This window comes from Nocardioides alcanivorans (genome assembly GCF_021555175.1).
Lineage (GTDB): Bacteria > Actinomycetota > Actinomycetes > Propionibacteriales > Nocardioidaceae > Nocardioides > Nocardioides alcanivorans.
In genome coordinates, this window is sequence record NZ_JAKGRW010000006.1 from 296,398 (window position 1) to 316,865 (window position 20,468).

Sequence of the window (20,468 nt, forward strand, 5' to 3'; positions counted from 1 at the left end):
CGGCTGTGACTAGGGTGAGCGACACCCCACCCGCGCGCGAACGACGAGGAAACCACCCGTGGCACTGCCCCAGCTGACTCCCGAGCAACGCCAGGCGGCGTTGGACAAGGCCGCCGCCTCCCGACGGGAGCGGGCTGAGGTGAAGAACCGACTCAAGCACGCCGGCGCCTCGATCATCGACGTGATCCGCGAGGGCCAGGAGAACGAGGTCGTCGGCAAGATGCGCGTCATCGACCTCCTGCAGGCGATGCCGGGCCTGGGCAAGGTGCGGGCGAGCCAGCTCATGGAGCGACTCAACATCGCTGAGAGCCGTCGGGTCCGGGGGCTGGGCGTCAAGCAGGTTGCGGCCCTCGAGGCCGAGTTCGCTGCGCGCGACTGAGGGATCGATGACTCAGCAGCCGGGACAGCCGTCCCGTAGTCGGCTCGTGGTGCTGGCCGGACCCACTGCCGTGGGCAAGGGCACCGTGGCCAGCGTGATCCGTGACGAACATCCTGACGTGTGGATCTCGGTCTCCGTGACCACGCGTGCCCCGCGCCCCGGGGAGGTGGACGGCGTCCACTACTGGTTCGTCTCCGACCAGCGCTTCGACGAGATGGTGGCGCAGGGGAGTTGCTGGAGTGGGCCGTGGTGCACTCCGCGGCCCGTTATGGCACGCCCCGCGGCCCCGTCGACGATGCGCTGGCGGCCGGACGCCCCGCGCTGCTGGAGATCGATCTCCAGGGCGCGCGCCAGGTGAAGGAGACGATGCCCGAGGCACTCTTCGTCTTCCTCAAGCCGCCGTCGTGGGAGGAACTGGTGCGCCGGCTGGTCGGCCGCGGCACCGAGACCGAGGAGGAACGCGAGCGTCGACTGGCCACGGCGCGGGTCGAACTGGCCTCCGAGAGCGAGTTCGACGTGGCCATCGTCAACCACGAAGTTCGTGAAGCCGCGGGTGAGTTGCTAACCTTGATGCGGACCGTCTGACCAGCTCGGTCATTTCGCGGTCCCGGCTCCAACCCATCTCTTTGAACGTGAGGCCTCTTTACGTGTCTGCCCCCAACGGTGAGGGTGTCACCCACCCGTCGATCGACGAACTGCTGACCAAGACGGACTCGAAGTACAAGCTCGTCCTCTACAGCTCCAAGCGCGCCCGGCAGATCAATGCCTACTACTCCCAGCTCGGCGAAGGCCTGCTGGAGTACGTCGGGCCCCTGGTCGACACCCACGTGCAGGAGAAGCCGCTGTCGATCGCGCTCCGCGAGATCAACGCCGACCTGCTGACCTGTGAAGACGTCGACCCGGCCGAGCTCGCCGCCGAGGAAGCTGCCGCCAAGGCCGCTGCCGAGGCTGCCTTCCCGACCGAGTGACCCTGCGGGTCCTCCGATGAAGGTCGTCCTCGGCGTTGCCGGGGGATCGCCGCCTACAAGGCGTGCGAAGTGTTGCGCCGACTCAAGGAGTCGGGTCACGACGTGACGGTGGTGCCGACCGCGTCAGCCCTGGAGTTCGTCGGCGCGCCGACCTGGGCGGCACTGTCGGGCAAGGCCGTGGCCAGCGACGTCTGGTCCAGCGTGCACGAGGTGCCCCACGTCCGGATCGGCCAGGAGGCCGATCTCGTCCTGGTCGCCCCCGCCACGGCAGACCTGATGGCCAAGGCGGCGCACGGACTGGCCGACGACCTCCTCACCAACACCTTGCTCACGGCGCGGTGTCCGGTGGTCTTCGTGCCGGCGATGCACACCGAGATGTGGGAGCACCCCGCCACCCAGGCCAATGTCGCGGTGCTCCGCACCCGCGGCGCCCTCGTCATGGAGCCTGCCGAGGGCCGGCTGACCGGCAAGGACACCGGCAAGGGACGGTTGCCCGAGCCACTGGAGATCTTCGAGCTGGCGCAGGACGTCCTGTCGCGCGGCACGGTCAGCAGTGACCTGGCGGGCCGCCACGTCGTCGTCTCCGCCGGGGGCACCCGGGAGTTCCTCGACCCGGTCCGCTTCCTGGGCAACCGCTCGTCCGGCCGCCAGGGCATCGCGCTGGCACAGGCCGCGTTGGCCCGAGGCGCCGAGGTGACCCTCGTCGCCGCCAACGTCGCACTGCCGCAGCCGGCCGGTGCGCACGTCGTCGAGGTGACCACCACCGAGGAGCTGCGGGTCGCCGTACTCAAGGCAGCCGCAGGTGCCGATGCCGTGGTGATGGCCGCTGCGCCCGCCGACTTCCGGCCGGTGCACAGTGAGACCGCCAAGATCAAGAAGGCCCCCGACGGCTCCGCGCCCGCCATCGAGCTGGTGCAGAACCCCGACATCCTGAAGCAGCTCGCCGCCGAGCGCCTCCAGCCGGGACAGGTCGTCGTCGGATTCGCCGCCGAGACCGGTGACACGACGGGTTCGGTGCTCGACCTGGCGCGAGCCAAGCTGGCCCGCAAGGGCTGCGACCTGCTGGTGGTCAACGACGTGAGTGGCGGTGCCGTCTTCGGCAGCACCGACAACGAGGCCGTGATCCTCGGCGCCGACGGCAGCGAGACACCGGTGCCGCGCGGGGCCAAGTCGCAGATCGCCCATGCCATCTGGGACCAGGTGGTTCCCCGTCTCGCCTGATCGGGCCAGACTGTCCATGTCGATGGTTGGACGCCCGGTTCGTAACCGGCGCCCACCGCTATCGTTGCAACACGCAGTATCGACGTGTTTTCCACACATTCGTTGGGAGTGAGCACCACCGTGGCAGGACGCCTCTTCACCTCAGAGTCCGTGACCGAAGGTCACCCGGACAAGATCGCTGACCAGATCAGCGACACCGTTCTCGACTACCTGCTGGAAAACGACACGGACCCCGCCAACCTCCGGGTTGCGGTGGAGACCCTGCTGACCACCGGCCTGGTCGTCGTGGCCGGCGAGGTCCGCACCAACGCCTACGCGCCGGTCGCCGAACTCGTCCGCAAGCGGATCCTCGAGATCGGCTACGACCACTCCGACAAGGGATTCGACGGCACCACCTGCGGCGTGCAGGTGGCCATCGGTGGACAGTCGGCCGACATCGCTGCCGGTGTCGACGACGGCCACGAGTCGCGGGTCGGCTCGTCCGAGGACGATCTCGACAAGCGCGGCGCCGGCGACCAGGGCCTCATGTTCGGCTACGCCTGTGACGACACGCCGGAGCTCTTCCCGCTGCCGATCAAGATCGCGCAGAGCCTGGCCGAGCGTCTCTCCTCGGTACGCAAGGACGGCACGCTGCCCTACCTGCGCCCCGACGGCAAGACCCAGGTCACGATCGAGTACGACGCCGACAACCGTCCGGTGCGTATCGACACCGTCGTGCTCTCCACGCAGCATGCCGAGGAGATCGAGCACGCCACGCTCGAGGGCGACATCAAGAAGCACGTGATCGACGCCGTTCTCGAGACCTTCGACATCCCCTCCGAGGGCTACCGCCTGTTGGTCAACCCCACCGGCAAGTTCGTCGTGGGCGGTCCGATGGGCGACGCCGGTCTGACCGGCCGCAAGATCATCGTCGACACCTACGGCGGCATGGCTCGTCACGGCGGCGGCGCGTTCTCCGGCAAGGACCCCTCGAAGGTCGACCGGTCCGCGGCCTACGCCATGCGCTGGGTGGCCAAGAACATCGTTGCCGCCGGGTTGGCGCGCCGGGCTGAGGTGCAGGTCGCCTATGCCATCGGCAAGGCGTCGCCCGTGGGTGTCTTCGTCGAGACCTTCGGTACCGGCACCGTGCCCGACGAGATCATCCAGCAGGCCGTGCTCCAGGTCTTCGACCTGCGCCCGGCCGCGATCATCCGTGATCTCGACCTGCTCCGACCGATCTACTCGAAGACCGCCGCCTACGGCCACTTCGGCCGGGAGCTCCCCGAGTTCACTTGGGAGCGGACCGACCGCGTCGACCAGCTGAAGGCTGCCGTCGCCGGCTGATGCTCGTCGTGACGCTGCCCCGGATCGCAGGGTCCGGGGCAGCTCTGATTTCGGAGCAGTCCGGGGACATGGGTCCGAGTCGATCCGTGTCGGTGCCGACTGGTAGGAATTCGCACATGAGCGAGGAGCGGGTGCAGCCCGAGTTGCTGCCGGGCATGGTGCGTGCCGGGCTGCGCCGCGCGCCCGCCCGCAAGGGCGCCGATCCGGTCGCCGAGGTCGACCCGGTGGCGCAGGTGCTCGTCGACCTGCCGCTGGCTCATCTCGACCGTGCCTTCGACTACCTGGTGCCCGAGAAGCTGGCCGACCAGGCGGTGCCAGGTGCTCGTGTGAAGGTGCGGTTCGCCGGTCACGACGTCGACGGGTTCGTGGTCGGCCGGTCCGCGGTGAGCGACCATGAGGGGCGGCTGCAGCCGTTGCGCCGGGTGGTGAGTCCCGAGCCGGTGCTCAGCCCTGCGATCGCGGCCCTCAGCAGCTCGGTGGCGGAGCGTTATGCAGGCACCCGCGCCGACGTGCTCAGGCTGGCGGTCCCGCCCCGCCACGCCACCACCGAACGAGCAACTGCAACCGGTGCCGCCCCACCGACCCGGCCGGAGCTCTCGGCCGCGCTGCGTGCCCACTGGGAGCGACTCGACCACGGCTTCGACTACCTCGGCGCACTCACCGCCGGTGGCGCTCCGCGCGCCGTCCTCGCGGTGCCCCCGGCCACCGAGTGGCCCCAGGTGCTCAGCGGTGCCGTCGTGACGGCGTACGCCGCAGGGCTGGGTTCCATCGTCTGCGTGCCGGATGCCCGCGACGTGGACCGGCTCGACCGTGCCCTCACCGAGGCGCTGGGCCCCGATCACCACGTGGTGCTCACGGCCGACCAGGGGCCGGCCGCGCGTTACCGCGCATTCCTTGCCGTCTCCCGCGGTGAGCGACGCATCGTGATCGGCAATCGGGCCGCGGCGTTCGCGCCCGTCCACGACCTCGGCCTGGTCGCGATCTGGGACGACGGCGACGACCTGCATGCCGAGCAACGAGCGCCCTACCCGCACGTGCGGGAAGTGCTTCTCCTGCGGGCGCACCAAGAGAGCACCGCTGCCCTCGTGGCCGGTCATGCCCGCACCGTCGAGGGCGAATACCTCGTCCGCACCGGATGGGCCCACCCACTGCAGGCACCACGTGAGGCGATCCGTGGAGCGGTGCGCGCGGCCGTCACCGGCGCCACTGACTGGAGCCGTGAACGTGACCCGCTGCATGCGGCCTCCCGGATCCCCGACGAGGCACACCAGCTCATCCGTGCTGCCCTGCGGGAGGGCCCCGTACTCGTGCAGACCCCCGCTCGGGCTACGCCGCGCGTCTTGCCTGCGAGCGGTGTCGCACACCGGCGCGTTGCGTGCCGTGCCAAGGTCCTCTCACCCAGTCCCGACCCGAGCAGCCACCCGTCTGCCAGTGGTGCGGCACCGAGCACGCGGACTGGTCCTGCACCGAGTGCGGCCACCGGGGCCTGCGGGCGCCCGTGCGAGGAGCCGACCGCACGGCCGAGGAGCTGGGGCGGTCGTTCCCCGGCACCATGGTGCGAAGCTCCTCCGGAGACCGGGTGATCGACCGGGTCGGCGCCGACCCGTGCCTCGTGGTGGCCACCCCAGGAGCAGAACCCGTGGCCGACGGCGGCTATCGCGCGGTGCTCCTGCTCGACACGTGGCTGATGCTGGGACGCGACGACCTCCGTGCGGAGGAGGAGGCGCTGCGTCGCTGGTTCAACGCGGCGGCGTTGTCAGCAGTGGGAGGGCGGGTGCTGGCAGTGGGCGACCCTGAACTCCCCACGCTGCAGGCCCTGGTGCGTTGGGACCCGGCAGGCGCCGCGGCCCGGGAACTGGACGAACGGCTCTCCGCCCGACTCACGCCGACCAGCCGGATGGCCACGGTCCAGGGGAGCCCCGGCGCCCTCTCCGATGCGCTGGTGCTGCTCGACCTCCCCGAGGGTGCTGACGTGCTGGGGCCGGTCCCGGTGACCGGCAAGGAGCCCGAGCAGGAGCGGGTCGTGCTACGGGTGCCACGCCATCTGGGCGCGGCACTCAGTCGTTCGCTGGTCGACCTCCAGAAGCAGCGGTCGGCCCGCAAGCTCGACCCGGTGCGGGTGCAGGTCGATCCGATCAGCCTCTGATGATCTGACCCTCCCGCCCAACTAGACTGTGCCGCGCATCGACCCGAGGAGCAGCGTGGCCATCCAGCCCATCCGTTTGTTCGGCGACCCCGTCCTGCGCAGCCGCGCGATCGAGGTCACCACCTTCGACAAGGAGTTGCGCACCTTGGTGCACGACCTCACCGACACCATGCTCGAGGCGCCCGGTGCCGGACTGGCTGCACCTCAGATCGGCGTCGGGCTGCGGGTCTTCACCTGGAACGTCGACGGCGAGGTCGGGCACCTGGTGAATCCCTCGCTCGACCTCTCCGAGGAGGAGCAGGACGGCCCGGAGGGGTGCCTTTCGCTGCCCGAGCTCACCTATGACTGCAAGCGCGCCCGTTTCGTCGTCGCCAAGGGGTTCAACATGCACGGCGAGCCGGTGACGATCGAGGGCAGCGACTATCTGGCCCGCGCCCTGCAGCACGAGACCGACCATCTCGACGGCGTACTCTTCATCGATCGGCTCGACGCCGCGGCCCGCAAGGCAGCCATGCGGGAGATTCGGGAGTCCGAGTGGTTCGGTCTCGAGAAGCCCGCCGTCAAGTTCTCTCCCCACCCCACCAACGGTTTCGGAATCTGAGGTAGATCAACCCATGCGTGTCGTCTTCGCCGGTACCCCCGACGTCGCCCTGCCTTCCCTGCGTGCCATCGCCGACTCCGAGCACGAGCTCGTCGGTGTGGTGACGCGTCCTGACGCCCCCGCCGGTCGAGGCCGCAAGCTCGTGGCCTCCCCGGTCGCCCAGGCAGCTGACGAACTCGGTGTGCCGGTGCTCAAGCCCGAGCACCCTCGTGACCCCGAGTTCCAGGAGCAGTTGCGGGCGCTGGCACCCGACGCCTGCCCGGTCGTCGCCTACGGCGCCCTGCTCCCGCAGTCGGCTCTCGACATCCCCGAGCACGGGTGGATCAACCTCCACTTCTCGTGCCTGCCGGCGTGGCGTGGCGCCGCCCCGGTGCAGCACGCGATCTGGGCCGGCGACGAGGTCACCGGTGCGACGACCTTCCGCATCGTCAAGGCGTTGGACGCCGGGCCGACCTTCGGGGTCATGACCGAGGCGATCAAACCGACCGACACCTCTGGCGACCTGTTGGGTCGGCTGGCCGAGGGCGGGGCCGAGCTGTTGGTCCGCACCCTCGACGGCATCGGTGACGGCACGCTCGTTGCCGTGGAGCAGCCGAGCGACGGGATCACCATCGCGCCGAAGATCCTCACCGAGGACGCCGAGGTCCAGTGGTCGGAGCCCGCCGTTGCGGTCGACCGCCGGATCCGGGCCTGTTCACCCTTCCCCGGTGCCTGGACGACCTTCGGCGGGGAACGCTTCAAGCTCGGTGCGGTGACGCTGGTCCCTGACGTCTCGCTGCCCGCTGGGGAACTCTCGGTGCTCAAGAACGAGGTGCTCGTCGGCACCGGCACCCACGCCGTACGGCTGGGTGAGGTCGAGGCCTTCGGCAAGAAGCTCATGGGCGCCGCAGACTGGGCGCGTGGAGCTCGGGTGGAGTCCGGCGTCCGGTTCGGGGCCTGACGGTGGGCCCGGCAGCCGATCGCCCGGCGACTCCCGACGACGTCGACGAGATCTGTGGCTCGCTGCCGCACACCCACTTCGGCACCAGCTGGGGAGCGTGCCCACCTGGCTGGTCTCCGATCCGGCGACGAAGGCCAAGCCCAAGGGCTTCCTGCTCTACCGCGAACCACACAGCACCGCCCTGGACGCCGAGACCGGGCAGCCCTATGACGACCTCATCGTGCTGTGGGCTCCCGACCAAGGAGTCAAGGCGGCGCTCGTGGAAGGTGACGGCCCGTTCTTCACCATCTCGCACTTCGATGGCCACGACGGCTACCTCGTGCAGCAGTCCCGGCTCGGTGAGATCACCGTTGCCGAGTTGCGAGAGGTGATCACCGATTCGTGGCTCCGACTCGCGCCGGCCAAGTTGCGGCGCGCCTTCCTGACAGGTGATGCATGACCGACCGTCGACGTGGCCCCCGGACCGGGAGGCGCCCGCGGGTGGATGGGCCGCGGTTGGCTGCTCACGAGGTGCTCAGCGCGGTCCGTGACGCCGACGCCTACACCAACCTGGTGTTGCCCTCGGTGCTTGCTCGCCGTCAGCTCTCCGGACGCGACGCCGCATTCGTCACCGAGCTGGCATCCGGCACGATCCGGTGGCAGGGCACCTACGACGCGATCCTGGCGGCATGCATCGACCGCCCCTTGGCGAAGGTCGAGGCAGCGGTCCACGATGTGCTGCGGCTCGGAGCGCATCAGTTGCTGGCGATGCGGGTGCCTGACCACGCGGCGATCAGCTCGTCGGTCGAGCTCACCCGGGCCCGGATCGGTCAGGGACCGTCGGGCTTCGTCAACGCGGTGCTCCGCAAGGTCGCACGGCGTTCCCTCGACGAATGGTTGGCGGAGGTCGCGCCCGGCGATGGCCACGACCAGCTTGCCCTGCGTACGTCGCACCCCACGTGGGTGGTCGACCTCCTGGCTCAGGCATGGACTGGTTGTGGTGGCTCCGAGGAGCAGGTGGAGGAGATGCTCTCCGCAGACAACGTCGCGCCCGCAGTGACACTGGTGGCGCGTCCCGGTCTCTGCGAAGTCGACGAGCTGGAGGGCGCCGACGCGACCCGCCTGTCCTGGTCCCCGTGGGCCGTGAGCCTGGCCGGTGGCAACCCGGGGGAGATCCCTGCCGTCGCCGAAGGGCGGGCCGCGGTCCAGGACGAGGGCTCGCAACTGGTGGCGGCTGCGCTCGCCGGCGCCCGTCTCGGTGGCCGTGACGCCGAGTGGCTCGACCTGTGCGCGGGGCCCGGCGGCAAGGCCGGGCTGCTGGCTGCCCTCGCCGCACAGCGGGGCGCCCGGGTGCTCGCAGTGGAGCGGCAACCGCACCGGGCCGCTCTGGTCAGCAACGCCGTACGCGCAGTGCCGGGGGTGTGCGAGGTGTGATCACCGCCGACGGCACCCGACCGGCCTGGCCTGCCGGAAGTTTCGACCGGGTGCTGGTCGACGCACCGTGCTCGGGACTGGGCGCGCTCGCGACGCCGTCCTGAGTCTCGTTGGCGTCGACGTCCCGAGGACGTGACGGAGTTGGTGGCACTCCAGACCTCGCTCCTGGAGAGCGGATTGGACTCGCTGCGCTCCGGCGGCCTGCTGCTCTACGCAACCTGCTCTCCGGTGCTCGCGGAGACCGTCGGTGTGGTCGATGCTGTGGTGGCTGAACGCACGGACGTGGTGCTGGAGGACCTGCGTGCCCATCCTGCGCTGGGCGCCCTGCACGCCGAGGATGCGCCGCCGAGTGCCGGCTCGCTTGAGGGCACGGTGCAGCTGTGGCCGCACCTGCACGGCACCGATGCGATGTTCCTGGCGTTGCTGCGTCGCGTCGACTGACCGCTAGGCTCGGGCCCATGGAGCGTGTCGAGGTGGAGGTCGACAACCGGGTCGTGCGGGTGAGCAACCCCGACCGGGTCTACTTCCCGGAGATCGACGCGACCAAGATGGACCTGGTCGACTACTACCTCGCGGTGGGCGACGGCATCGTCAACGCCCTCTTCGAGCGGCCCTGCATGCTGCACCGCTACCCCAAGGGGCTGACGGGTCCGAAGGTCCACCAGAAGCGGTTGCCGGCCGGCGCTCCTGACTGGGTCGAGACCGTTGAGCTCCACTTCCCCCGGTGGAACCGGACGGCTGACGAGCTCTGCGTGACCGAGCTGGCCAGCGTGATCTGGGCGGTCCAGATGTCGACCGTCGAGTTCCACCCGTGGAACAGCCGACGCGCAGCCACCGAGAAGCCTGACGAGTGGCGCATCGACCTCGATCCGGGCCCGGAGTCCGACTGGGCGCAGGTGCGTCGCGTCGCGAAGGTGACCCATGAGGTGCTCGATGAGCTGGGCGTGCGTGGATTCCCCAAGACCAGCGGCGGATCGGGCCTGCACGTCTATGTGCGTATCGAACCCGAGCATGACCACAAGCAGGTGCGCCGCGCGGCGCTTGCCTTCGCGCGTGAGGTGGAGCGTCGTGCGCCCAGTGACGTGACCACGGCCTGGTGGCGCAAGGACCGCGACCCGCACCAGCTCTTCGTGGACTACAACCAGAACGCTCGCGATCACACCATTGCGGCGGCGTACTCCGTGCGGGGCGTGCCACGGGCCCTGGTCTCGGCGCCCGTGGCGTGGGAGGAGATCGACGATGTCGAGCCCGACGACTTCACGATCCTGACCATGCCCGAGCGCTTCGGGCGGGTCGGCGACCTGCATGCCGACATCGATCAACACGTGTTCGACATCGCTCCGCTGCTCGCCTGGGCGGAGCGCGACGAGGCAGCTGGCACCGCGGATCCCGAGGAGGGTGAGGAAACATGACGAACGACGATCAGATCGACCTGTCCGCACTGATCGAGGAACTGATGACCGACCTCGACGACCACACGTCGGGCCGGACTGCCCGCACGGTGGTGCACGGCGACCGTCTCCGCGGTGTCGTGATGGCGCTCGACACCGGTCGGGAGCTCTCGGATCACACGGCGCCCGGTCCAGCCGTGCTCCAGGTGCTTCGGGGCGACCTCGAGTTCCGGTGGGAGGGACGAGCGGCTCGACTCAGCACCGGGACCCTCTTCCCGATCCCGGACGCGGTCCACTCCGTGCACGCCCTCACCCCTTGCGCCTTCATGCTCACCATCGCCCTTCCCACGAAGTAGCACCACCTGCCCTGCTCCTTCGCGCGACAACAGGTGCGACTTCGCGGGGGCGGGTGAAGCGGCATAGGGTGGCTGACCGTGGGCATCCAGATCACGCCGTCCGTGTTGAACGCAGACCTCTCGAACCTGGCAGGGGAGGTGGGGCGGATCGGCAGCGCGGACTGGGTGCACGTCGATGTGATGGACAACCATTTCGTGCCCAACCTGACGCTCGGGATCCCGGTGGTCGAGTCGCTGGCCAGGTCGACCGACCTGCCCATGGACGCGCACCTCATGATCGCGGACCCCGACCGGTGGGCCCCGGCCTACGTGGAGGCAGGCTGCGGCTCCGTCACCTTCCACGTCGAGGCGGCAGCGGCGCCGGTCCGACTGGCCCGCGAGATCCGCGCCAAGGGCGCCCGAGCCTCCATGGCGTTGAAGCCGGCCACGCCGATCGAGGCCCTACGAAGACCTGCTGCCCGAGCTCGACATGCTCCTCATCATGACCGTCGAGCCCGGATTCGGTGGCCAGAAGTTCCTCGACCTCTGCCTGCCCAAGATCCGCCGCGCTCGCGCCATGATGGACAAGCACGGCGTGGAGACCTGGCTCCAGGTGGACGGTGGGGTGTCGGTGGAGACAATCGAACGGTGCGCCGAGGCAGGTGCCGACGTCTTCGTCGCTGGCTCGGCGGTCTACTCCGCGGCGGATCCCGACAAGATGGTCAACGAGCTTCGGGCACTGGCGGAGGTCGCCTCCACCCGCTGAAACAGGCGGGCGCGTCCCGACACTCGGGACACTGGTGGCGATGTGTTTCGTGGCCTGTGGCAGGATCGTGACAGACGAGTTTTCCAAACTCGCGTGCTCTGGGGTCGGTGCAATTCCGAGCCGGCGGTTACAGTCCGCGACCCGGTCACAGCCAGTGACCGGTTGACCAGGTGAGATTCCTGGACCGACGGTCAAAGTCCGGATGGGAAGAGACACGCAGTCCGACCGTGCCGAGCACGGTCGGATCAAGCAGATCAGCCCCGGAGTCCGCGAGCGGACACCGAAAGGGGCGATGGTCGTGGCGAGCACCGATGAGCTGCGCGCACTTCGACGCGCCATCGAGATCGCGGCGAGTCCCGGCGTACCTCTCGGGCCCAACCCCGGGTCGGCTGCGTGCTGCTGTCGCCCGACGGCGCGGTCGTCGCCGAGGGCTTCCACCGAGGTGCTGGTACGCCGCACGCCGAGGCTGCCGCGCTCGCGGCTGCCGGTCCCGCCGCCCGGGGCACCACGGCACTCGTCTCCCTGGAACCGTGCAACCACACGGGGCGCACCGGCCCCTGCGCGGAAGCGCTGATCGACGCCGGTGTGGCCCGCGTCGTCTACGCCCAGCCAGATCCGAACCCGACGGCGGCCGGTGGTGCCGAGCGTCTCCGCGCAGCAGGCATCGACGTCGAGGGCGGCGTGCTGGAGACCGAGGCGCGGGAGGTGAACCGGGTCTGGAGCCGCTCGATGGAGATGGGCAGGCCCTTCGTCACCTGGAAGTTCGCCGCCACTCTCGACGGCCGTAGCGCTGCGGACGACGGCACGAGTCGCTGGATCTCCTCGCCGGAGTCCCGACGCGACACCCACCGGCTGCGGGCCCTGTGCGACGCGATCCTGGTCGGCACCGGCACGGTCATCGACGACGATCCGGCACTCACCGTCAGGGACGCCGACGATCGCCTCCTCGAGCACCAGCTGCTCCGCGTGGTGATGGGGGAGCGTGACCTCCCCGCCGGTGCACGCGTGCTCGACGACGAAGCGGAGACGCTCCACGTCCGCAGTCGTGACCCCCACGAGGTGCTTGCCACCTTGTGGGCGCGCGACAGCCGCCACCTCTTCCTCGAGGGTGGTCCCACCGTCGCGGCAGCCTTCCTGAGGGCCGGCCTCGTCGACGAGGTGGTCACCTACGTCGCTCCCATGCTCCTCGGCTCCGGCCGCTCGGCGGTTGCCGATCTCGGCATCCGCACGATCACCGACGCCCAGCACTTCGACGTCACGGACGTCGCCGTGCTCACTGCGCCGGACAGCACGTGCAATGTCAGGTTCACCCTCAGCCCCGTGAAGGAGCGTTGACCATGTTCACCGGCATCGTCGAGGAGCTCGGCACCATCGCCGACATCCGACCTCAGGGTGACGCCCTCCAACTGACCATCCGTGCGGAGACCGTGCTGGACGACGTCCACCTCGGTGACTCGATCGCGGTCAACGGCTGCTGCCTGACGGTGGTGACCACCGGATCGACCTCCGGTGGCGCGGTCGACCTGTGGACCTGCGACGTCATGCAGGAGACGCTCGACAAGACCTCCCTGCTCGGCGCCGTCCCGGGCGACCGGGTCAACCTCGAGAGAGCGGTGACCGCCGACAAGCGGCTCGGGGGCCACATCGTGCAGGGCCACGTCGACGGCGTTGGGGAGATCTTGCGCCGTGAGCCCAGCGAGCACTGGGAGGTCGTCGAGATCTCGTTGCCCGACCACCTGGCTCGCTACCTCGTCGACAAGGGCTCCATCACGGTCGACGGCATCTCCTTGACCGTGGTCGAGGCAGGCGCCAGTTCCTTCACCATCAGCCTCATCCCCGAAACGCTCGCCCGCACCACCCTCGGTTTCCGCGCCGTCGGCGATCGGGTGAACCTGGAGGTCGACGTGATCGCCAAGCACGTCGAACGGCTCCTTCGCCCCGAGTACGTCGACGCGCTGCGTCCCACCGAGCGTCCCTGACCCAACCCACCACCTGGAGATCCACCGATGACCGAATCCACCCGCGTTCGTCTCGACCCCGTCGAGGAGGCAATCGCAGACATTGCGGCCGGTAGGGCCGTGGTGGTCGTCGACGACGAGGACCGGGAGAACGAAGGCGACATCATCTTCGCCGCGGCCAAGGCCACGCCTGAGCTGATGGCGTTCACGATCCGCCACTCCAGCGGAGTGATCTGTGTGCCGATGCCGGGGGAGATGCTCGACCGTCTCGAGATCCCCCTGATGACGCCGCACAACCGTGACAAGCTCCGCACCGCCTACACGTTGTCGGTCGACGCACGCGACGGGGTCTCCACGGGCATCTCTGCCGCGGATCGGGCCCACACCGCTCGGGTGCTCGCTGACTCCGCGACCGAGCCGTGGGAGCTCACCCGGCCGGGCCACGTCTTCCCGCTGCGCTACCGCGAGGGTGGCGTGCTGGTCCGTCGTGGCCACACCGAGGCTGCGGTCGACCTGGCCCGCCTCGCCGGGCTCACCCCGGCCGGCGTGCTGGTCGAGATCGTCAATGACGACGGCACGATGAAGCGCGCTCCCGAGCTCCGGGCCTTCGCCGACGAGCACGGTCTGAGGATGATCTCGATCGAGGACCTCGTCCGCTATCGCCGCCGGACGGAGCTGCTGGCCGAACGGGTTGCCGAGACCAGGCTGCCGACCCGTTCGGGCGACTTCACTGCCTTCGGCTACAAGATCAGCGTCGACGGCAGCGAGCACATGGCGCTCGTGCGTGGAGACATCTCCGGTGACGAGCCGGTCCTGGTCAGGGTGCACTCGGAGTGCCTCACCGGAGACGTCTTCGGTTCCTTCCGCTGCGACTGCGGTCCACAGCTCGACGAGGCGCTCGAGCGCATCGATGAGGAGGGCCGTGGCGTCGTCGTCTACCTGCGCGGACACGAGGGCCGCGGGATCGGGCTGGTCGCCAAGCTGCAGGCCTATCAGCTGCAGGACGGCGGTCGTGACACCGTCGACGCCAACCTCGACCTGGGTCTGCCGGCCGATGGCCGCCACTACGGTGCCGCAACCCAGATCCTGCGGGACCTCGGTGTCTCCTCGGTCCGGTTGCTCACCAACAACCCCGACAAGGTCTCCAACCTCGAGGACTACGGTGTGCGCGTGGCCGAACGGGTGCCGCTCACGCCGCATCCCAACGACCACAACATCGCCTACCTGATGACCAAGCGCGACCGGATGGGCCACCAGCTGCCCGATCTCGACAGCGCATCCGTCCAGACCGACGACAAGGAGTGACCCGATGAGCGGAGCCGGAGCCCCCGACGAGAAGCCGATCGACTGCCACGACCTGCGGGTCGCCGTGGTGGCCGCAAGTTGGCACGAACCAGTCATGAACGGACTGCTGGCCGGAGCCGAGCGCTGCCTGAAGGCCTACCAGGTCGAGGCGCCGTCCATCGTGCGGGTGCCGGGGGCCTTCGAACTCCCGGTCGTCGCCAATGCCCTTGCTGCCAACTATGACGCAGTGATCGCGCTCGGCGTGGTCATCCGGGGCGGCACGCCGCACTTCGACTACGTCTGCAACGCCGCCACCGACGGACTCAACCGCGTGGCTCTCGACACCGGCGTGCCGATCGGGTTCGGCCTGCTGACCTGTGACGACGAGGCCCAGGCACTGGATCGAGCCGGCCTGCCTGACTCGAACGAGGACAAGGGGTGGGAGGCGACCTCGGCAGCACTGGTCACCGCGAACACCCTGCGGCAGATCCGCCGAGGCTTCCTCGAGTGACCTCTGGGTCGCCGGGGCCGTCCCACCCGGCAGGGACCGGTTCCCCGGTCGGTGCCGCGACGCCGTAGGGTTGGCAGACGTGAAGACGTTCGAGGAACTCTGGACCGAACTCAACGAGAAGGCCCAGTCCCGCCCTGAGGGATCCGGCACCGTGCGACAGCTCGATGCCGGGGTCCATGCCATCGGCAAGAAGCTGGTGGAAGAGGCGGCCGAGTCCTGGATGGCCGCCGAGCACGAGGGCAAGGAAGCTGCCGCGGAGGAGATCTCCCAGCTGCTCTACCACGCCCAAGTGCTCATGATCGCCACCGGCATCACCCTCGACGACGTCTACGCACACCTGTGAAGAGAGTTCGATGACTGACACCCCGACCGCTCCGCTGCGGATCGCCGTACCCAACAAGGGCGCACTGTCGCAGGCCGCTGCGGAGATGCTGCGTGAGGCCGGCTACCGCCAGCGCAGCGACAACAAGGAACTTGCGCTCATCGACGCCGAGAACAACGTCGAGTTCTTCTACCTGCGTCCGCGAGACATCGCGCTCTACGTCGGTGAGGGCACCTTGGACATCGGCATCACCGGCCGTGACCTGCTGCTCGACTCCGGGGCCGACGCCAATGAGCTGCGCGGGCTCGGCTTCGGCAAGTCCCGGTTCTTCTTCGCCGGGCCTGCGGGGCGCTACGACGACCTCTCGGATCTCGAAGGGCTACGCATCGCCACGTCCTATCCGGGCATCGTGAGGGCCTTCCTCGCCGAACGCGGCATCAGCGCGTCGGTGACCCGTCTCGACGGTGCGGTCGAGACCAGCATCCAGCTCGGTGTCGCCGACGTGATCGCCGACGTGGTGGAGACCGGCAGCACGTTGCGGGCGGCCGGCCTGACCACCTTCGGTGAGTGCGTGCTCAACTCCGAGTCGGTGCTCATCAACCGAGCGGGTGCCGAGCAGAACCCCGGCCACGAGATCTTCCTGCGGCGGTTGGAGGGCGTGCTGGTCGCCCGCTCCTACGTGATGATGGACTACGACATCCAGAGCGCCCGCGTCGCCGATGCGGTCGCGCTCACGCCCGGCATCGAGTCGCCGACGGTCTCACCGTTGCATCGCGAAGGATGGGTCGCCGTTCGTGCCATGGTGCCCAGCGACGGGGCTCAGCGCCTGATGGACGAGCTCTTCGCCCTGGGCGCTCGCGGCATTCTGCTGACGGACATCCGTGCCTGCCGTCTCTGACGCGGAGCTGCCCCGCACGCTCCGCCCCTCGGGGTCCGCATCGTCGGGACCGTCGGTGGTCTGCTGCTGCTGGTCTGCTTCGTGGCGCTGTGGGTGCTCCTCCCGGAATCGGTGCAGGAGGACTTCGACCTCTTCCAGAAGGGCACCGCGATCCTGATGGGCATCGGCATCGCGGCCGTCTTCTACGCGCTGATCAGGTCTCGTGTCGACGTCACGGAGCGTGGCCTCACCGTGATCAACGGCTACAAGCGCCGCGACTTCGAATGGGCCCAGGTCATCAGCATCAAGCTGCCCCGCGGGGCGCCCTGGGCGACGCTGGACCTGGCGGACGGCAGTACGTGCTCGGTGATGGCATTGCAGGGCTCCGACGGACCGCGGGCCATGGAGGGCGTGCGGTTCATCCGCAAGCGACTCTGACTCGTCGAGCAGCAAATGTCCCCAACCGGTGCCTTGCGCGTGCGATCATGCGGCCATGTGGCAGCCGCAGCCCGGATGGCACGCGCTCCCCGGAGGTCGGGGGCCGTGCACCCTGGGGGTATGGCGTGCTGTGCTGGGGGAGCAGCCGATGGTGGTCAAACGCCTCGCGGCACCAGCACCCGGTGATCCAGCTGAATTGACCGATCCGCACTCGTTCGCGTGGTGGCGCCGTGACGCCGACGTACAGGCCGCCGGCCTGCTCGACAGCACTCGCGGCCTGCGGGGCCCGGGTCCTTCCGCGGTGGACGAGGACGCCGACGGCATCACGATCTTCCAGCCGTGGGTCGAGGATGCTGCCAACAACGGGTTGGTGATCGCACGCTGCCTGGGCACGTTCGCCACCGAGCCCGTCGAGCACCTGCACCTCGCCCGCAACCAGCTGCGCGACCGGATGCGCCGGGTGGCCCACAACGGTGGCTGGCCGACGTTGGCGCGGACGACGGTCGCCGACGTCGCCGACCGCCTCTGGCAGCGACGTGGTGACCTCCTCGACCAGCTCGACACCCTGCCCCAGGTGTTGCAACACGGCGACCCGACCCCGGCCAACATGCTGGGGCGCTCGGGCGACGACGTCGTGGCGATCGACTGGGGCACGCTCGGCACCGGCCCCGTGGGTGCCGATCTCGGCTACTTCTCCCTCAGCGCCCGCGAGGCGCTGGCTCCGCTCGTCGATGCGCACCTGCTGGGTCTGGCCAGGGGTACGGCGACCCGCGAGCAGGTGGAGACCGGTGCGCGGGTGACCGCTGTCTTCACCGCATTCAACTGCGCCGAGTGGGCCTTGGCCCGAGCCGCAGCGGGAGAAGGGGCGCTGGCCGCGAAGTTCCGCCATCCCGCGGTGGCGCCCTACCTGCGCTCGCTCCAGCGGCTCTTTCCGGAGATCGAGAAGCTGCTCTGACCCGCGCGGGCCAGGCTCTCGCTCAGCTCCAGATGTCGCAGCCCTGGCCTCGGTAGCCGCGCTGGAACCACTCCATGCGCTGTGCGGAGGAGCCGTGGGTCCACTCATCGGCGTTGACACGTCCGCCGGAGACCTTCTGGATGTGGTCGTCGCCCACGGTGTAGGCCGCGTCGAGCGCTTCTTGGATGTCGGCCTCGTCGATGTCGGAGAAGATCTGCACGCCGGACTCGTCGGTGGTGCCCTCCGCGGCGCGGGTCCACGCCCCGGCATAGCAGTCGGCCTGCAGCTCAAGCTTCACGGCGTCGCTGTTCGCACCCTTCTGCGTCTTCACGTTGCGCATCTGGCCGGTGATGTTCTGGACGTGGTGGCCGTACTCGTGACCGAGCACGTAGGGCTCCACGAAGTCGCCGCCCTTGCCCCGGAGCTGTCCCGCGAGGACGTCGTCGAAGAAGGACGGGTCGAGGAAGATCGTGCGGTCGCCGGGACAGTAGAACGGGCCCACCGCTGAGGTGGCGTTGCCGCACGCGGTGTTGACCGAACCGCTGAACGTCATGATCGGAGCCGGTTCGAAACCGCTGATTCCCTGCGCTGCCCAGAAGTTCTCCAACGAGAGCGCCACGGCCTTGCGTGCGCACAGCTCACTCTCGTTGGCGTCCTCACCCGTCCGGCACTCGGCGTAGGCGTTGGGATCGCCGGCGACGGAGTTGCCGGAGCCGCCGTTGCCGTCGCCACCCATGACCTGGGAGACCACGAGGACGATGATCACGATGACCAGGCCGATGCCTCCGCCGCCAGCCATCTTGCCGGTGGGGATGGGCAGCCTGCCGGCGCCGCCGCCCCCACCGCCGCTGCCCGCGTCGCTGACCCGCCCGGCTCCGATGTTGGCCTTGGGGTTGAACTTCATCTGTGTGCCTTCCGATGGGCCGGACAGTGAGCTGACCGGGTGCGAAGGTCCGGAGTGCCACCCGTAGAGTAGATGCTCTGATGATCACTGCCCAGCAACTCGAAGTTCGGGCCGGTGCGCGACTCCTGATGGAGAACGTCAGCTTCCGGGTTGCCGCTGGCGACAAGGTGGGGCTGGTCGGGCGCAACGGTGCCGGCAAGACGACACTCACCAAGATCCTCGCCGGCGAAGCACTGCCCGCGGGCGGGCAGGTGACCCGCAGCGGTGAGATCGGCTACCTGCCGCAGGACCCTCGGGTGGGCGACCCGGAGGTCCTCGCACGCGACCGGATTCTGTCCGCACGCGGCCTCGACGAGGTCGTCCGCCGCCTCCGCGAGGCCGAGCGCGACATGGGGTCGACCGACCCGGCCGTGGCCGAGCGGGCGATGAAGCGCTATGCCCGCGCCGACAACGAGCTGCACGCCGGAGGCGGTTACGCCGCCGAGTCCGAGGCTGCGACCATCGCCAGCAGCCTCGGGATCGAGGACCGGATCCTCACCCAGCCCCTGAGGACGTTGTCCGGCGGCCAACGTCGCCGCGTCGAGCTGGCTCGGATCCTCTTCTCCGACGCCGAGACGATGCTGCTGGACGAGCCCACCAACCACCTCGATGTCGACTCGATCGTCTGGCTGCGCGGTTTCCTGCAGAACTACAAGGGCGGGCTGATCGTGATCAGCCACGACAACGAGCTGCTCGAGGCGACGGTCAACAAGGTGCTCCATCTCGACGCCAATCGCGCAGAGATCGACACCTACAACATGGGATGGAAGGCCTATCTCTCCCAGCGCGAGACCGACGAACGCCGACGCAAGCGCGAACGCGCCAACGCGGAGTCGAAGGCCAAGACCCTCACCGATCAGGCGAACCGGATGCGGGCGAAGGCCAGCAAGGCGTCGGCCGCACAGTCGATGCTGAAGCGCGCCGAGAAGATGATGTCGGGCCTTGAGGGCGAGCGCCAGTCGGACAAGGTCGCGCGGATCAAGTTCCCGTCCCCGGCTTCCTGTGGCAAGACGCCGCTCACGGCAAGGGAGCTGTCGAAGTCCTACGGTTCGCTGGAGGTCTTCATGGACGTCGACCTTGCCATCGACCGAGGGAGCCGCGTGGTCATCCTCGGGTTCAACGGCGCCGGCAAGACCACCATGTTGCGGATCCTGGCCGGTATCGACGAGCCCGACACCGGTGAGGTCGTGCCCGGACACGGTCTCAAGATCGGTTACTACGCCCAGGAGCACGAGACGCTCGACGTGAAGCGCACGGTGCTGGAGAACATGCAGAGCGCGGCGCCACAGCTGACCGACACCGAGGCCCGGAGCGTGCTCGGATCGTTCCTCTTCTCCGGCGACGACGTGCACAAGCCGGCCGGCGTCCTCTCCGGCGGTGAGAAGACCCGCTTGGCACTCGCCAGCCTCGTCGTCTCGAGCGCCAACGTGCTGTTGCTCGACGAACCGACCAACAACCTCGACCCGGCGTCGCGCGAAGAGGTGCTGGCAGCCATCCGCACCTATGAGGGCGCGATCATCCTGGTGACGCACGACGAGGGTGCCGTGCGCGCCCTTGAGCCCGACCGGGTGCTGCTTCTCCCCGACGGTGACGAGGACCTCTGGTCCGACGACTACGCCGACATCGTCTCGCTGGCCTGATCAACAGGCTGGTCTCGCTCGACGAGCTCCCGTCCGGAACAAAACCGGCCCTCCTCG

The 20,468-nt window shown here is 69.1% G+C and carries 24 protein-coding genes, 2 pseudogenes and 1 riboswitch; of the genes and pseudogenes, 25 read left to right on the top strand and 1 reads right to left on the bottom strand.

Annotation, left to right across the window (positions count from 1 at the left end; translation table 11 throughout):
* The first annotated feature begins 58 nt into the window (after positions 1–58).
* The 24 genes and pseudogenes from mihF to L1066_RS04450 all read left to right on the top strand — a co-directional run bounded on the left by mihF (position 59) and on the right by L1066_RS04450 (position 17,828).
* Positions 59–379 carry an integration host factor, actinobacterial type gene (mihF, locus tag L1066_RS04345; protein WP_235735135.1) on the top strand — a complete coding sequence of 107 codons (321 nt, stop codon included), beginning with the start codon at positions 59–61 and terminating at the stop codon, positions 377–379.
* 7 nt (positions 380–386) lie between these two features.
* Positions 387–964, top strand: a pseudogene (gene gmk, locus L1066_RS04350) (guanylate kinase).
* A gap of 62 nt (positions 965–1,026) precedes the next feature.
* On the top strand, positions 1,027–1,347 hold the full coding sequence (rpoZ, locus tag L1066_RS04355) for a DNA-directed RNA polymerase subunit omega (RefSeq protein WP_235735136.1): 321 nt from the start codon (positions 1,027–1,029) through the stop codon (positions 1,345–1,347).
* Between the two features lie 69 nt (positions 1,348–1,416).
* On the top strand, positions 1,417–2,568 hold the full coding sequence (gene coaBC, locus L1066_RS04360) for a bifunctional phosphopantothenoylcysteine decarboxylase/phosphopantothenate--cysteine ligase CoaBC (protein ID WP_235735137.1): 1,152 nt from the start codon (positions 1,417–1,419) through the stop codon (positions 2,566–2,568).
* Between the two features lie 120 nt (positions 2,569–2,688).
* Positions 2,689–3,891: a methionine adenosyltransferase gene (gene metK / locus L1066_RS04365; protein WP_235735170.1), complete on the top strand. Its 1,203-nt coding sequence runs from the start codon at positions 2,689–2,691 to the stop codon at positions 3,889–3,891.
* Between the two features lie 116 nt (positions 3,892–4,007).
* The gene (locus L1066_RS04370; RefSeq protein WP_235735138.1) at positions 4,008–5,474 is read left to right on the top strand and encodes a primosomal protein N' family DNA-binding protein; all 1,467 of its coding nucleotides are present in this window, start codon (positions 4,008–4,010) and stop codon (positions 5,472–5,474) included.
* Entirely contained in the window at positions 5,471–6,037 is a 567-nt protein-coding gene (locus L1066_RS04375) for a primosomal protein N' (RefSeq protein ID WP_235735139.1), read from the top strand. Before L1066_RS04370 ends, L1066_RS04375 begins: the two co-directional genes overlap by 4 nt.
* Positions 6,038–6,092: 55 nt before the next feature.
* Positions 6,093–6,638, top strand: a complete 546-nt coding sequence (gene def / locus L1066_RS04380; RefSeq protein WP_235735140.1) for a peptide deformylase — start codon at positions 6,093–6,095, stop codon at positions 6,636–6,638.
* Between the two features lie 13 nt (positions 6,639–6,651).
* Positions 6,652–7,578 carry a methionyl-tRNA formyltransferase gene (fmt, locus tag L1066_RS04385; RefSeq protein ID WP_235735141.1) on the top strand — a complete coding sequence of 309 codons (927 nt, stop codon included), beginning with the start codon at positions 6,652–6,654 and terminating at the stop codon, positions 7,576–7,578.
* 97 nt (positions 7,579–7,675) lie between these two features.
* Entirely contained in the window at positions 7,676–8,017 is a 342-nt protein-coding gene (locus L1066_RS04390) for a hypothetical protein (protein ID WP_235735142.1), read from the top strand.
* 56 nt (positions 8,018–8,073) lie between these two features.
* On the top strand, positions 8,074–8,991 hold the full coding sequence (locus L1066_RS26405) for a transcription antitermination factor NusB (RefSeq protein WP_283095265.1): 918 nt from the start codon (positions 8,074–8,076) through the stop codon (positions 8,989–8,991).
* The gene (locus tag L1066_RS27505; protein ID WP_312006960.1) at positions 8,988–9,095 is read left to right on the top strand and encodes a hypothetical protein; all 108 of its coding nucleotides are present in this window, start codon (positions 8,988–8,990) and stop codon (positions 9,093–9,095) included. Before L1066_RS26405 ends, L1066_RS27505 begins: the two co-directional genes overlap by 4 nt.
* Positions 9,096–9,123: 28 nt before the next feature.
* Positions 9,124–9,432 (top strand): RsmB/NOP family class I SAM-dependent RNA methyltransferase, encoded by a 309-nt coding sequence (locus L1066_RS26415; protein ID WP_312006962.1) that lies wholly within the window; start codon positions 9,124–9,126, stop codon positions 9,430–9,432.
* A gap of 17 nt (positions 9,433–9,449) precedes the next feature.
* A complete protein-coding gene (ligD, locus tag L1066_RS04400) occupies positions 9,450–10,403 on the top strand; it encodes a non-homologous end-joining DNA ligase (protein ID WP_235735143.1) in 954 nt (317 codons plus the stop codon).
* Positions 10,400–10,738 carry a cupin domain-containing protein gene (locus L1066_RS04405; RefSeq protein ID WP_235735144.1) on the top strand — a complete coding sequence of 113 codons (339 nt, stop codon included), beginning with the start codon at positions 10,400–10,402 and terminating at the stop codon, positions 10,736–10,738. The genes ligD and L1066_RS04405 overlap by 4 nt, the downstream gene beginning before the upstream one ends.
* Positions 10,739–10,816: 78 nt before the next feature.
* Positions 10,817–11,483 (top strand): annotated as a pseudogene (gene rpe / locus L1066_RS04410) (ribulose-phosphate 3-epimerase).
* An 89-nt stretch (positions 11,484–11,572) separates the two neighbouring features.
* Positions 11,573–11,703, top strand: a riboswitch (FMN riboswitch).
* 173 nt (positions 11,704–11,876) lie between these two features.
* Positions 11,877–12,818, top strand: coding sequence for a bifunctional diaminohydroxyphosphoribosylaminopyrimidine deaminase/5-amino-6-(5-phosphoribosylamino)uracil reductase RibD (gene ribD / locus L1066_RS04415; protein ID WP_235735145.1), 942 nt, complete (start codon positions 11,877–11,879; stop codon positions 12,816–12,818).
* Positions 12,819–12,820: 2 nt separating this feature from the next.
* Positions 12,821–13,462 (top strand): riboflavin synthase, encoded by a 642-nt coding sequence (locus tag L1066_RS04420; RefSeq protein ID WP_235735146.1) that lies wholly within the window; start codon positions 12,821–12,823, stop codon positions 13,460–13,462.
* Positions 13,463–13,489: 27 nt separating this feature from the next.
* On the top strand, positions 13,490–14,746 hold the full coding sequence (locus L1066_RS04425; RefSeq protein WP_235735147.1) for a bifunctional 3,4-dihydroxy-2-butanone-4-phosphate synthase/GTP cyclohydrolase II: 1,257 nt from the start codon (positions 13,490–13,492) through the stop codon (positions 14,744–14,746).
* Positions 14,747–14,750: 4 nt separating this feature from the next.
* Positions 14,751–15,236, top strand: a complete 486-nt coding sequence (gene ribH, locus L1066_RS04430) for a 6,7-dimethyl-8-ribityllumazine synthase (RefSeq protein WP_235735148.1) — start codon at positions 14,751–14,753, stop codon at positions 15,234–15,236.
* A 79-nt stretch (positions 15,237–15,315) separates the two neighbouring features.
* Complete coding sequence (locus L1066_RS04435) at positions 15,316–15,579, top strand: phosphoribosyl-ATP diphosphatase (RefSeq protein ID WP_235735149.1); 264 nt, start codon at positions 15,316–15,318, stop codon at positions 15,577–15,579.
* Between the two features lie 10 nt (positions 15,580–15,589).
* On the top strand, positions 15,590–16,456 hold the full coding sequence (gene hisG, locus L1066_RS04440) for an ATP phosphoribosyltransferase (protein ID WP_235735150.1): 867 nt from the start codon (positions 15,590–15,592) through the stop codon (positions 16,454–16,456).
* 81 nt (positions 16,457–16,537) lie between these two features.
* Complete coding sequence (locus L1066_RS04445) at positions 16,538–16,873, top strand: PH domain-containing protein (protein WP_235735151.1); 336 nt, start codon at positions 16,538–16,540, stop codon at positions 16,871–16,873.
* Positions 16,874–17,021: 148 nt separating this feature from the next.
* Positions 17,022–17,828: a phosphotransferase gene (locus L1066_RS04450; RefSeq protein ID WP_235735152.1), complete on the top strand. Its 807-nt coding sequence runs from the start codon at positions 17,022–17,024 to the stop codon at positions 17,826–17,828.
* A gap of 22 nt (positions 17,829–17,850) precedes the next feature.
* Here L1066_RS04450 and ypfJ read toward each other — a convergent pair whose 3' ends face one another.
* Positions 17,851–18,732, bottom strand: a complete 882-nt coding sequence (gene ypfJ / locus L1066_RS04455; protein WP_235735153.1) for a KPN_02809 family neutral zinc metallopeptidase — start codon at positions 18,730–18,732, stop codon at positions 17,851–17,853.
* A gap of 80 nt (positions 18,733–18,812) precedes the next feature.
* Between ypfJ and abc-f the strand changes: the two genes are divergently transcribed.
* Positions 18,813–20,411, top strand: a complete 1,599-nt coding sequence (gene abc-f, locus L1066_RS04460) for a ribosomal protection-like ABC-F family protein (protein ID WP_235735154.1) — start codon at positions 18,813–18,815, stop codon at positions 20,409–20,411.
* Positions 20,412–20,468: the final 57 nt, after the last annotated feature.